The following is a 13,658-nucleotide window of genomic DNA, read 5'->3' as shown; positions in this document are numbered from 1 at the left end:
TATTTCGAAAGTGATTGCTTTAAAAGTCGCTCAGGCGGCCATGGAAGAAGGGGTTGCTACCGAAGCAGCACCGCACATGTCGTATTTCATCTCGTCCATGCCTGCGCCCGGTTTAAGTGAAATACCGCCAGTATCAAAGGTAATGCCTTTGCCGACCAGCACAACAGGCGCTTCGCTACGTTCGGCCTGATATTCCATACTGATAATACGGCCTGGACGCTCCGAACCTTTACTGACTGCCAAAAAGGCACCCATCCCGAGATCCGCCATTTGCTGTTCATCCAGTACGGTGACTTTCAACAAGTCTGGATATTCCGCTGCCAGGGCCTGTGCCTGTTCTGCCAGATATTCCGGGAAGCAGATATTTCCTGGGCGGTTGCCCAGATCACGTGCCAGATTCTGGCCGCTCTGTACCGCCTGAATCAGCTGCAGCTGTGCTGAATCTAAGGTACTTTGTGCGGTGATCAGGTCAATCTGTTCCAGAATAAATTCATTTTTCTTCGATTTGTATTCGTCATAGCCATAGTTGGCCTGAGTCAGGGCCAGTGCAAAAAGATAGTGCAATTCTTGTGGAAGTTGTGTCAAATCAACAGAAATCTGTTTGAATTTTTTCTGCGTGGATTGAATAATGGTTTGTGCAAGCTTCGCCAGTTTAGCAGGCTGTAATTCAGCAGTTTTGCCCAGTCCAATTAGCGCAGCAGAGTGACACTGGCTCAGTTGATTGATCAGGCTCAGACTCTCGGCAAGGCCTGCCTTGAATTGAGCAGCTTCAATTAATGTGTCGAATTGACTGATCGGGTAATGTGACGTTATTTCCTGAACTTGTTCTGCGTCGACTAAAATCAACAAAGACTGACTTGATCCATTCTCTGGGAATGACGTATTAATTGTAAGTTTCATATCCTGCTTTCACGCCTGTGTAGGTTTGCGAATCATTCAATCATTGAACCATTTATCTCAACAGATTTTCAATGGGAATGACAGCTCAGGTTTTATATTTTTGCTATTCGGGTAAACTAGCACCCATTTTATGGACTTCAATTTGGAAGAATTAATTTGATTATTCGGCGTTATCTGGTCAAGCAAGTAGTATCGACCTCTTTGGTGGTAATTGCCTTATTGACCCTCATCATGATGGGGGGACGACTGATCAAGTATTTTGGTGTAGCTGCTCAGGGCCGTCTGGATGCAGGCATCCTGTTTAGCATCATTGGCTATCGCTTACCAGAATTCTTAACCCTGATTCTTCCCTTGGGGTTCTTTATCGGCCTGATTCTGGTCTTTGGGCGTCTTTACGTCGATCATGAAATGGCAGTATTGAATGGCAGCGGCATCAGCCGGCATCAGCTGGCGCGTTTACTGATTCCGCTCACACTGGTCTATGTGATGGCACAGGGCTTTTTAATGTTATGGGCTTCGCCTTGGGGAATTCGCCAGTTTGAGGCCTTAACCACCAGTCAGGCGGTACGTACCGGCTTTGATCTGGTGCGACCCAAAGAGTTTATCTCTTCGGGGCCTTATACCATCTATGCTGGGGATTTATCGGAAGACCGGAAAAACTTAAAAGATATTTTTTTCTATCAGCGTGCGGAAAAAGAAGGCAAGCCGGATGTCATGATTCTGGCCCAGGAAGCGACCCGAATAGAAATACCCAATGATTCTGCGAATGTGGTCGATCTGGTGCAGGGGCGCCGTTATGAAATCTACCCGGGGACTCCGCAATATACACATGCCGAATTTGCCAGCTATCGTCTGCGGATTGAAAATGATAAAGAGGCAGAACTGGCCAGTGATGAAGTCGAGGCTTTACCAACATCGCAGTTGTGGCAGAAGCGTGATGATCCGGTCGTGGTCAGCGAACTCGGCTGGCGGATTTTTGTTCCATTTGCGATGGTGATTGCATTGATTCTGGCGGTGGGTCTGTCTGAGGTCAGTCCGCGTCAGGGGCGTTATCTCAAACTCTTTCCGGCACTGATGATTTTTGCCAGTCTGATTGTAGCCCTGATGGCGGTCAAAACCCGGATCAGTAAAAATGAAATGGGCATCGCAGCTTATCCTCTGATTCTACTGGCCTATGCGGTGGGTGGGGCACTGTTCTCGCGTAAGCAGAAGCTGGCTCCTAAAATTAAGAAACAGATTCAGCGAGTGAGGTCTTAACAATGTTCGCACGTCGTATAGTGGCCAAACATGTGACCTATACCACCGCTATGGCCATGCTAGGAGCCACCGCAGTACTTTCCGGTTTACAGGTTCTGTTTACCTATCTGGGTGAGCTGGGTTCCTTAAAAGAAGGGTATGGAGCCAAGGAGGCTCTGTATTATGTCTTATGGGGTGCACCGAATTATCTTTATGAAATTCTGCCAATTTCAGCCCTGATTGGAGCGGTACTGGGCCTGGGGACATTAGCATCCAATAGTGAACTGATTGTGATGCGCGCCGCCGGCGTCAGCCTGTGGCGAATCGTGGGCTGGGTCATGCGTTCAGCACTTTTGCTGGTGATTCTGTCTTTTGCCTTAAGTGAGTGGGTGATTCCGTATACCAACGAACAGGCCAAAATGGTCAAAAATTCCCAGAAAGCAGCACAGCTGGGAGAAGTCCGCGGCTACTGGACCCGCGAAGGCCAGCGTTTTATCTATATTAATTATGCCAACTCGCAAGGCCAGCTCAGCAATGTGCAGATGCTGGATTTCGATGAAAACTATCGTTTGCGCGGAACCCTGCATGCCAGCACCGGCCGTTTTATACAAGATGGCGCCTGGGAGCTGAAAAATACCGAGCAGATGGACATTCTCGCGAATGGCAATGCGACACTGGTTAACAATGCTGAACAGTCATTGGCCTTGGCATTACAGCCGAAATATGTGCATATGGTGACAATTGACCCTGAAGATCTGGCACCCAGCCAGCTGGTAAGCTTTATGAGTTATATGCATGAATATAGTCAGGTGCCCAAGACGTATCAGCTGGCATTCTGGCAAAAACTGGGTTCACCGTTTGCCCTGATTGCCTTGGTGGTGATTGCCTGTTCCTTTATCTTCGGGCCGCTACGCCAGCAATCCATGGGTTTCCGTCTGGTGATTGCCTTGTTTGCCGGTCTCGGCTTTTTCTATCTACAGGACTTTCTGGGTTATGCCAGTCTGGTCTATGCACCATCTCCGGCATGGTTTGTCTTTATTCCTATTCTGATCATGTTTGGAATCGGCGGCTATCTCCTGCATCGGGCACGCTAAGACGCAGGAAAATAGAACGAATCAATTGTAACAAGCGGCTTGAACCATCTCCAGTCATGGCCTCTTTTTACAAAATTCTGTAAACTATGGCGATTAATTCGTAGGCGAAAAGAGTATTTCATTATGGCGGATGCAACTGCTGGCAAAATCCCTCACGTTTTGGTGATTATGGATGGTGTGGGTCATCGCGAAGCGGTCGAAGACAATGCGTTTTTAGCAGCTAAACGACCAAATCTAACTGCTATACAGGACAAGCATCCGCATGGTTTGATCTCCGGTTCTGGTGAAGACGTAGGTCTGCCGGATGGCCAGATGGGTAACTCTGAAGTCGGTCATATGAATCTGGGTGCTGGCCGGGTGCTGTATCAGGACTTTACCCGTATTACCAAAGATATCCGGACAGGCGCTTTCTTTGAGCATGAAGTACTGGTCGATGCCGTGGAAAAGGCCAAAGCAAGCCAGGGTGCGGTGCATATTCTGGGCCTGTTGTCTGAAGGTGGGGTGCATTCTCATGAAGATCATATCGTCGCGATGGCTGAGCTGGCACTGAAACGTGGTGCCCAAGTCTATTTGCATGCCTTTCTGGATGGCCGTGATACGCCACCAAAGAGCGCGCAGCCTTCTTTGGAAAAACTTGATGCACTGTTTGCTCAATATCCGGGCCAAGGCCGTATCGTCAGCCTGATCGGTCGTTATTTTGCCATGGATCGTGACAACCGCTGGGATCGAGTCGAGCAGGCTTATCGTTTGCTGACCGAAGGTGAAGCGGTGCGTACTGCTACGACTGCCGTCGAAGGTCTAGAACTTGCCTATGCCGCAGAGGAATCGGATGAGTTCGTCAAGGCTACACGTATTGGTGACAGCGTGAAAATTCAGGATGGTGACAGCGTGGTGTTTATGAACTTCCGTGCGGACCGTGCCCGTGAATTAACACGTGCCTTTGTCGAAAAAGATTTTGCCGGTTTTGAGCGTCAAGTGCTGCCAAGCCTGTCAAAATTCGTGATGCTGACCCGTTATCAGGCCACCATTGATGCACCGGTTGCCTATATGCCAGAAGCGCTGGTGAATTCAATCGGTGAGTATTTATCAAATCTGGGAAAAACCCAGTTGCGTATTGCTGAAACTGAAAAATATGCCCATGTGACGTTCTTCTTTAGCGGTGGCCGTGAGGATGAATATCCGGGTGAAAAACGTATCCTGATTCCATCACCCAACGTAGCGACTTATGACCTAAAACCAGAAATGAGCGCTTATGAAGTGACTGATGAACTGGTCGCAGCCATTCACTCCGGTGAATATGATTTACTGGTGGTGAACTATGCAAATGGTGACATGGTAGGCCATACGGGTGTATTTGATGCAGCCGTTAAAGCGGTTGAAGCCGTAGATACTTGTCTGGGGCGTGTGTATGCCGCTGTTATGGCGAAAAATGGCCATATGATCATCACGGCAGACCATGGTAATGTAGAGCAAATGCAGGATTATCACAGTGGTCAGGTACATACCCAGCATACCACTGAGCTGGTTCCGTTTATCTATGTCGGTCCAAGCTCTGCAACGATTATTGAAGGCGGCGTACTGGCAGATGTGGCGCCGACCTTACTCAACCTGATGCAGCTTCCGGTTCCGGCTGAAATGCAGGGGCGTAACCTGATTGAGCTGCATGCATAATTTTTAGTCTATATACAGGGATAAGAATGATTAAAACACAGGGCAAGTCTGTAATTCTCGCATGCTTCTTAATGTGTTGGAGTCATTCCGTCTGGAGTGCCGGCCCGCAAGAGCCGCCGGCATTTGACGATATGGAAATGGGCCATCAGACTTATGCGGAAACTCCGGTAGCCTCCATTCAAGAATTTGTACAAATCTATGGCATTGTCAAAGATAATTATATTGAAGACAAAAATGATGATGCCCTGTTTCAGCAAGCTATTCAGGGTCTGGTCAGTGGTCTGGACCGCTATTCACGTTATTTATCTCCCGAAGATTACCAACAGCTGCGCCAGTACACCGAAGGTGATTTAGCCAGTATCGATTTTGATCTGGAATTTAATTCCCAGCTCAAGCAATGGGTAGTACACGGCCTTAGGCCAGATGCAGATTCTGCCAAACAGGGCCTGCGTAATGGTGTCACCGTCTACAAGATTGATGATCAGGCCTTAAGCAGCCTGAACCGTGAACAGGTACGGCAATTGCTGAGCGGTGCAATTGGATCTACCTTGAGCATCCAGCTATCGGCACAAAGTCCGGTCATCAGGCTGGTCCGCAATATCAAGGTAGATACAGAAATCAAATCCAGTCTGCATCATAATCAGGTGCTGGTTTTGCAAGTGAAGGTATTCCAGCAGGATACCGCGAATGAAATCCAGCGGATTATTGAAAGCTATCCGGCAAGCCGTCTAAAAGCCGTCCTGTTTGATCTGCGCAATAATCCAGGTGGCCTGCTTTCAGCCGCAGTAGAATCAGCAGACCTGTTTCTTAATCAAGGCATTATTGTCTCGACCAAAAGCCGTTCGGAAGGAAATCAGCAGTTTCAGGCCTTACCAAGCTTTGAATTTCAGAATCTGAAAGTTGGTATTCTGATTAATAACCGCTCTGCTTCTGCCGCAGAAGTTTTTACCGCAGCCCTAAAAGAACACGGCCGTGCCTGGGTGGTGGGTGAGAAAAGCTATGGCAAAGGGGTGGTACAAAAGCTGTTTCCACTTAGTAATGGTGCGGCCTTGCAAATGACCGTCTCCCAATACTTCAGCCCGAGCGGCCGGATGATTGAAGGGCTGGGTATCCAGCCGCATCTGACTTATCCGCTTGGTCCCGAAGTACGTGAGGAGAGCTATCTGGATCATGTCGCAGACCTGCTGCTCCTGCAAAAATAATTAGTCCTCTTCCTCGATATCCAGTCCGAATTTTTTCAGGCGGTAACGCAGAGAGCGGAAGGACATGCCCAGTTTTTTTGCAGCCAAGGTGCGGTTCCAGTGGGTCAGGTTCAGTGCGTTCAGCAGAACTTCTTTTTCGATTTTCTCTAAATATAATTCCAGACCTTCTGCAGGCAGCTTTCTGGGAATAATAATCTGATCTGAAGAAGCAAGTTCAGCATGGCTTGTCGACTCTTGCAGGACAGGCGCTGTATGGCGCAGAGGAGCGCTTTGCAGGTGTTGCAGATCAATCCTGTCCTCATCACTTAAGGTAATGGCCCGTTCGATAATATTGCGTAATTCACGCACATTCCCTGGATAATACTGGCCCAGTAAAAACTCTTTGCTGCGCCCAGAAAGTGGTTTCACCGGAATATCCCATTCCTGGCAAATTTTCTGGATAAAGTGCTCAGCCAAAATCAGAATATCCTGACCGCGTTCACGTAGTGGCGGCAAGACTAGATCCATGACATGAATCCGGAAATACAGGTCCTGACGGAATTTGCCTTGTTGTACCAGAGCATCCAGATCCTGATGGCTGGCGCTGATTACCCGAAAATCGACATCAATTTCAGTATCTGAACCTAAGGGGCGGATACGTTTTTCCTGAACGGCGCGTAGCAGTTTGACCTGCATGCTCAAAGGTAATTCAGCGATTTCATCCAGAAACAGACTACCACCATGCGCAGACTGGATCAGTCCTTGCTTGTCCTGGGTGGCACCGGTAAAGCTGCCTTTTTTGTGTCCGAACAGCTCACTTTCCATCAGTTCAGTTGGAATCGCACCACAGTTAATGGCGATAAAAGGCCCTTCACTGCGATTACTGAGGCGATGCACCAGATTTGCAATTACTTCCTTGCCGGTACCGGATTCTCCTGTAATAAAAACCGGCGCCTGAGAACGAGCAATTTTCTTTAAAGTGACACGTAGCTGCTGAATGGGCAGAGACTGGCCAATCAGTAGCTTATATTCTAGTGAATCATTGGCATTATGTTGATCATAATCCACTGGTTTATTAAGTGCTTTTTGTAGTAACTGTTCCAGATGCTTCTGGTTGATCGGCTTGCTGACAAAGTCAAAAGCGCCTGCTTTGAGGGCCGCAATGGCGATTTCCATATTGCCATAGGCGGTCAGTACAGCCACAGGCAGATCAGGGCAGCGCTGATGAATCCAGTGCAATAATTCCAGGCCATTGCCATCCGGTAGATTCAGATCAGTCAGACAGGCATCATACTGGTGATCAGTAAGGCGCTGTTTAGCATCCTCCAGCCGGTGAGCAATATGTGTACGTATTCCCATGCGCATCAAGGACATCTGCATGAGGGTACAGAGATCCTCTTCGTCATCCACCAATAAGACCAGTGGTTGTTGTTCCACAATTTTCCCCTTTCAATATATTCACGGTATCATTCGTTGGCAGCTAATGCGAAAGCATGCGCCTTGTTCTTGTTGTATATAATTTAATTGTGCCTGATTTGCTTCACAAAAACTATGTGATAAATACAGTCCCAGTCCGGTACCGTTAATTGCGGTGCTATAAAAAGGCTTGAATAACTTCGCCTGATCCGGTACATCGACACCGGTGCCAAAGTCCCGGATATCAATCCATACTTTATGCTGATAAGGATGAATATTCAATTGAATATGGTCGGCATCGGCAGCATTGTGCCGGATGGCATTACGGATCAGGTTAATCAGAATCTGACGGAATTGGGCTTCATCAAACTGAATATAAAGAGACGTATCGCTATTCAACTGAATCTGATCAGCCACATCGGCTAAATCTTCCTGAAGAAACAGTGGAATGAATTCATCCAGATGAATCATGACAGGATACGTTTCCCTGTTTTTCACCATGCTCAAGGTGTCCTGAATAATCCGGTCAATCCGATTGGCCTGCCGGCTGATCATCTGGTTCAGGAGATGCTGCTGTTCTTTTTCTGAATCCTGATAGAGGTCATTGGCCTGTACAATGGCAGCCAGAGGATTCCGGATTTCATGCGCGATACTGGCCGAAAGTTGTCCCAGCGCAGCAAGCTTTAATTGCTGCACCTTTTGATTTAACTTTTGCGCATCCTGTAAAACCAGCAGGATCAAAGTCTGATGCGGGACGATCAGTTTTTGTACCTGTACATGAATGTTATAGCGACTTTGCTGGGACTCGAACTGGAACTGTTCCCCATTTTCCAGATTCTCAAAGTGAACCAACTCAAACAGGTCATATTGTGAATGATAGAGTGAAAATCGTTCTTGGCTATAGGCAGGCTCTATGCCGAGCAGATGACAGGCAGCCGGATTGCTCAGCACCACATGATAATTTTCATCCAGAACTAAATAACCGGTTTCAATCTGCTCGAGAATATAGCGGTTAATATTCTGTAACTGGTACAATTCAAGAGATTGGGAAAAACTCAGATTCTCCAGAATTTGAAAGCGGCGGACCGCGATCTGGCCACTGCCATAGACCACAAAAAACAGGAAAGCGAGTAATGCACTATTCCCGATATTGCTTAAGGAAGAAAAGGCAAAAATGCTGCCAATAAAATGCTGATAAATCACACTAATTACAGCAATAAGTGTGATAACTAGCGCTTTATGGGCATCCAGTAGCAGTGAAGCTGAAAAGATGGCAATGACAAACAATAGCCCGATATGCAGATTCGGACCATTGGTGGCCAGGGTTAACAGGCTGAGTACACTAACATCAGTAAAAAAGATCAGAATAAACTGGGCTTGAATCCAGCGCCGGACAAATTTGAGCGTGAACAGCTGAACCGCGTTCACCACCACCCAGATCCCCAGCGCATAATAATAGAGCTGTGGATACTGATAGTCGGTCGTCAGGTTCGGATAGGTCAATAGAAAAATCAGCAGCAGACCGGTACTGATAATCAGACGATAAGCACCATACCAGAGCCCCAGATGATATTGATTGAGCTGTGAATAGTGAGAAGGTTCCATATGGACCGATTTTTAAAACTAGGGCTTGATCAGGCCATAGCGCATGGCTAAGTGGGTCAGTTTGACATCACTATCAATGTTGAGCTTTTCAAAAATACGGTAACGGTAAGTATTGACAGTTTTAACGCTGACAAAGAGTTTATCGGCAATTTCCTGGGCGCTAATACAATTGACCACCATCATCGCCACCTGCATTTCCCGTTCAGAGAGCGCATCAAAAGGCGATTGCTGGGTATCTGACAGATATGAGCTGGCCAGCTGCTCGGCAATATCAGCACTGAAATATTTACCGCCCTGCATTACCTTGTTGATGGCACGAACCATTTCCAGTACAGGAGCACCTTTGGTGATGTAGCCTTTGGCCCCAGCTTTAAGTAACAGGGAAGGATAAGGTTCTTCTGCCAGACCACTGACAGCCAGTACTTTGGTGTCAGGTGCAGTTTGCAGCAAACGACGTGTGGTTTCGACCCCACCAATCCCGGGCATATTCACATCCAGCAGAACGACATTAGGATGATGCTGACGGACCAGCGTAATTGCTTCTTCACCTGATTCAGCTTGTCCAATGACCTGGACATCCGCATGGTCTTCCAGCATTCTGCAAATCCCAGTACGTACTAATTCATGATCGTCCACAACCAACACTGTGATCACCTACTCTCTCCCTCTGTTAAAAAACTCATTTTTTTGTTACATAAAGCAAAATAAGCTTGCAATGAAACTACAAAATTAGCAATCCTATTTGCAAGATTAAATCTGAAACTTATCACATAGTGTCCAGAACAAAAAATGTTCTGCATTGTGTTCAAATGTAAGGCATATTAGAGGTAATACGCAAATCAATCTTACCTCTGGTTAGTTGAGTGAAGAAATAGTGAAGAAAATAAACAAGTCTTTGATGCAGGTATTGGGACTTTCTACGTTGCTCAGCATAAGTTCGATAAGCTTTGCTGAAATCATTATGCGTTCCGGTACGGCAGAGGGCGGAGCCAGTAGTATCAGCTGGTCTTCAGATGAAGTAAACCAGCTGCTGAATGACGACTTTAGTGTGGCTGCAGAAGAGCCTAGCCCGGCAGGCTCAGCGACCATCACCACTACCTTGCGTCAGGGGGGAAGTGTTCAGCCGGCTGTAAAAAGTCCTCGGATTCTGGATACCAATCATAATATTAGCCAGCCTAGCGTGAATGCGCGTGCGGCCTTGGTCATGGATGCTCAAACCGGGGAGGTGCTTTATAGTAAAAACACCAATACGGCTCTTCCAATTGCTTCGATTACCAAGCTGATGACTGCTGTGGTGATTTCAGATGCGCGTTTGAATATGTCTGAACAAATTACCTTGCAGCAAGCTGACTTTTCCTGTTCAGGCTGTAAAAGCTCCAGCTCGTCTTTAAGAGCAGGGGACAGCATGAACCGCGCCGAAGCTTTGCTATTTGCCTTGATGAAGTCCGAGAATCCGGCTGCGGCAGCCTTGGCACGTACCTATCCGGGTGGTCGTAGTGCATTTGTTGCGGCAATGAACAGCAAGGCCAAAGAACTGGGCATGTACTCAACCCGCTTTTTAGAATCCACTGGTTTACATCCTGGAAATATTGCCTCTGCGCGTGACCTCGGCATTCTGGTGAATACCGCTTCACAATATGGACTGATCCGTCAGTTCTCGACTACACCAAGCTATGATTTCAATCTGGGTTATCGCGTCTTGAAGTCAAACAATACCAATGCGCTGGTGCGTAATGGTGGCTGGAATATCAATATTTCCAAAACCGGCTTCATTAATGAAGCAGGACGCTGTGTGGTGATGCATACCACTTTGAACAACCGTCCGGTTGCGGTGGTCCTGTTGGGTGCAAACAGCTCCCAGGCACGTACCAATGATGCTACCCGTCTGATGACTTGGGTGAGCAGTTTACCAAAACGGATCTAAAGCTTGGCTATTTTTGAAGCTCGAACCTGTGATAAGTTAAACCTCAGATTAAACGGTCCAGCAATAAAAAACCCTGCCTATGCAGGGTTTTTTTTATTTATTTTGTCCAATTACATATTAGACAGAATCGAATCACGAACCTGGTCTAATGTAGCATCAATCGACAGCATCACCGCATCAGCACACTGCTTGATTGCGGTATCTGGGTCTTTCAGGCCATTACCAGTCACTGTGCAGACAATCACAGAACCTTCAGCAATTTTACCTGCCTTGATGTCACGGATTGCACCACCAATAGACGCAGCAGAAGCAGGCTCTACAAATACGCCTTCATACATAGAAAGTAAACGCTGGGCTTCAAGAATTTCTGCATCTTCCAGTTCGTCGAACCAGCCCTGAGAATCACGTACGACTGCTTTGGCATGGTTCCAGCTTTGTGGATTACCGATACGGATTGCTGTTGCAACCGTTTCAGGATCAGCAACAGGTGCACCACGCAGGAATGGAGCTGCACCAGAAGCCTGGTAGCCCACCATAGTTGGCAAGCCTGCCGGTTTTGGACCTGTGAACTGATCCGTTTCAGCATCATAAATCACTTGCTCAAACTGATCTGCAGGCTGGTTGGCAACGGCTTCGGTATAACCCATCCAGTGCGCGGTAATATTACCCGCATTACCGACTGGCAGGCAGTGGTAGTCAGGTGCACGGCCCAGTTCATCGACAATTTCATAAGCAATGGTTTTCTGGCCCTGTAAACGGTAGGGGTTAATCGAGTTAACGATGGTTACTGGGGCTTTATCGGCAATTTCTTTGACCAGACGCATACCGTCATCGAAGTTACCGCGGATTTGCATGGTAATCGCACCATACATCATGGCTTGCGCCATTTTACCCATGGCAATTTTGCCTTCCGGGATTAATACAAAGGCTTTCATGCCAGCACGGGCTGCATAAGCAGCAGCGGCAGCAGAGGTATTCCCTGTAGAAGCACAAATAATGGCTTTTGAACCTTCTTCAGCAGCTTTTGTGACTGCCATGGTCATACCACGGTCTTTAAATGAACCAGTCGGGTTTAAGCCCTCGTACTTCACATAAATTTCAACATTTTTGCCAATAATGCGTGGAATATTCTCAAGCTTAATCAGTGGCGTATTACCTTCACCCAAAGAAATGGCTTTAGTAGTTGCAGACACTGGTAAGCGGTCGCGATAGCGGTCAACTAAACCAGTATAACGATTGGCATTCGACATGATGATGTTCCAATTGTGTGTAGAGCTTGGCGAGAGGAGAGGCTCCTCCCAACCCGATTAGTTATCCAACGATTCTAAACGAATTCGTACGATTTCGCCATGAATAGCAGGAAGCGCTTGAATTTGTTTTAAGGCGTCATCCATTTTTGCTTCCTTGACTGGATCAGTCAGGATCACGATTGGAATCAGGTCTTTTAAGCGTGACTGTTGCAAGATGGCATCAATACTGATTCCAGCACGACTTAAAATCGTGGTGACATCAGCCAGTACACCCATCTGGTCTTCGGCATTGATCCGGATGTAATAGCCAGTGGTCATTTCTTCACGGCTTAAAATCGGCAGATCGGTCAGATTTTCAAAAGCCAGTTGCGGAATGGTACCCGCACCATCTTCGGTATAGGAAATATCCCGTACAATATCAACAACGTCTGCGATCACCGCAGATGCAGTTGGGCCTGCGCCCGCACCAGCACCATAATAGAGCGTTGGGCCTACTGCATTGGCATGTACCAGTACCGCATTCTTCACGCCATTGACATTGGCCAGCAGTTCTTCTTTTGGAATCAGGGTTGGATGCACACGCAGCTCAACCCCGGCTTCTGTACGACGTGCAATCCCGAGGTGTTTGATACGAAAGCCCAGGTCTTCAGCATACTTGACGTCTTGCGCCGTGATTTTGCTGATTCCTTCAGTAAAAACCTTGTCAAACTGGAGCGGAATACCAAATGCACATGAAGCAAGAATTGTCAGTTTATGTGCGGCATCAATCCCTTCTACGTCAAAGGTCGGATCAGCTTCAGCATAACCGAGTTCTTGCGCCTCTTTAAGTACGTCGGCAAAGGCACGACCTTTTTCCCGCATTTCACTTAAAATGAAGTTGCCTGTACCGTTAATAATACCTGCTAACCAGTCAATTTTATTGGCAGCCAGACCTTCACGAATCACTTTGATAATCGGAATGCCACCAGCAACCGCAGCTTCATAGGCAATTTGTACGGCATTGTCTTCAGCTGCTTTAAAGAGTTCATTCCCATGTTCAGCCAAGAGGGCTTTGTTGGCTGTGACAATATGCTTGCCATGTTTCATGGCTTCCATGATGACTTCATAGGCAGGGTGAATACCGCCCATGACTTCCACCACCACATCGACATCAGGTTGACGGACAATGTCCAGCAAATCAGCACTCTGCTTGACTGATTCAGGCAAGTCCAGGTCAGTACGTGGGCGACGCGTACCGACATGGGTAATTTGAATTTCACGACCGGTGCGACGTTTAATCTCAGCAGCATTTTCTTTTAATAGTTTAAGGGCACCACCACCCACAGTACCAAGACCGAGGATTGCCAGACGAACTGGTTTCACGTCACACTCCAAATATAAA

Annotated in this window: 10 protein-coding genes and 1 pseudogene; 5 read left to right on the top strand and 6 right to left on the bottom strand. The window is 47.3% G+C overall.

Going from position 1 to position 13,658, the window contains the following annotated elements:
• Positions 1 to 57: 57 nt before the first annotated feature.
• A pseudogene (locus E2K52_RS04995) lies at positions 58 to 900 on the bottom strand (leucyl aminopeptidase family protein); the annotation flags it as partial.
• 156 nt (positions 901 to 1,056) lie between these two features.
• Here E2K52_RS04995 and lptF point away from each other — a divergent pair.
• The 4 genes from lptF (at position 1,057) to E2K52_RS04975 (ending at position 6,103) form a co-directional block, all read left to right on the top strand.
• Complete coding sequence (gene lptF / locus E2K52_RS04990) at positions 1,057 to 2,157, top strand: LPS export ABC transporter permease LptF (RefSeq protein ID WP_151204058.1); 1,101 nt, start codon at positions 1,057 to 1,059, stop codon at positions 2,155 to 2,157.
• 2 nt (positions 2,158 to 2,159) lie between these two features.
• Complete coding sequence (gene lptG, locus E2K52_RS04985; protein WP_151204057.1) at positions 2,160 to 3,230, top strand: LPS export ABC transporter permease LptG; 1,071 nt, start codon at positions 2,160 to 2,162, stop codon at positions 3,228 to 3,230.
• Positions 3,231 to 3,353: 123 nt separating this feature from the next.
• Positions 3,354 to 4,901, top strand: coding sequence for a 2,3-bisphosphoglycerate-independent phosphoglycerate mutase (gpmI, locus tag E2K52_RS04980; protein ID WP_151204056.1), 1,548 nt, complete (start codon positions 3,354 to 3,356; stop codon positions 4,899 to 4,901).
• 26 nt (positions 4,902 to 4,927) lie between these two features.
• Positions 4,928 to 6,103 (top strand): S41 family peptidase, encoded by a 1,176-nt coding sequence (locus E2K52_RS04975; protein ID WP_151204055.1) that lies wholly within the window; start codon positions 4,928 to 4,930, stop codon positions 6,101 to 6,103.
• Here the strand turns inward: E2K52_RS04975 and E2K52_RS04970 are convergent, their stop codons facing one another.
• The 3 genes from E2K52_RS04970 to E2K52_RS04960 are packed head-to-tail and all read right to left on the bottom strand — an operon-like array spanning position 6,104 to position 9,757.
• Positions 6,104 to 7,522 carry a sigma-54-dependent transcriptional regulator gene (locus E2K52_RS04970; RefSeq protein WP_413772983.1) on the bottom strand — a complete coding sequence of 473 codons (1,419 nt, stop codon included), beginning with the start codon at positions 7,520 to 7,522 and terminating at the stop codon, positions 6,104 to 6,106.
• Between the two features lie 18 nt (positions 7,523 to 7,540).
• A complete protein-coding gene (locus E2K52_RS04965; RefSeq protein ID WP_151204053.1) occupies positions 7,541 to 9,103 on the bottom strand; it encodes a sensor histidine kinase in 1,563 nt (520 codons plus the stop codon).
• 18 nt (positions 9,104 to 9,121) lie between these two features.
• A complete protein-coding gene (locus E2K52_RS04960) occupies positions 9,122 to 9,757 on the bottom strand; it encodes a response regulator (RefSeq protein WP_151204052.1) in 636 nt (211 codons plus the stop codon).
• 220 nt (positions 9,758 to 9,977) lie between these two features.
• Here E2K52_RS04960 and E2K52_RS04955 point away from each other — a divergent pair, with 220 nt between their 5' ends.
• Entirely contained in the window at positions 9,978 to 11,027 is a 1,050-nt protein-coding gene (locus tag E2K52_RS04955; protein ID WP_151204051.1) for a serine hydrolase, read from the top strand.
• A gap of 110 nt (positions 11,028 to 11,137) precedes the next feature.
• Here E2K52_RS04955 and thrC read toward each other — a convergent pair whose 3' ends face one another.
• Together thrC and E2K52_RS04945 are read right to left on the bottom strand one after the other, a co-directional pair.
• Positions 11,138 to 12,277: a threonine synthase gene (gene thrC, locus E2K52_RS04950; protein ID WP_151204050.1), complete on the bottom strand. Its 1,140-nt coding sequence runs from the start codon at positions 12,275 to 12,277 to the stop codon at positions 11,138 to 11,140.
• Positions 12,278 to 12,334: 57 nt separating this feature from the next.
• Complete coding sequence (locus tag E2K52_RS04945; RefSeq protein WP_151204049.1) at positions 12,335 to 13,639, bottom strand: homoserine dehydrogenase; 1,305 nt, start codon at positions 13,637 to 13,639, stop codon at positions 12,335 to 12,337.
• Positions 13,640 to 13,658: the final 19 nt, after the last annotated feature.

It is taken from the genome of Acinetobacter sp. RF14B (genome assembly GCF_006864105.1).
GTDB classification, from domain to species: Bacteria; Pseudomonadota; Gammaproteobacteria; order Pseudomonadales; family Moraxellaceae; genus Acinetobacter; species Acinetobacter lwoffii_C.
This window is presented reverse-complemented; position numbering and strand designations above follow the sequence as displayed.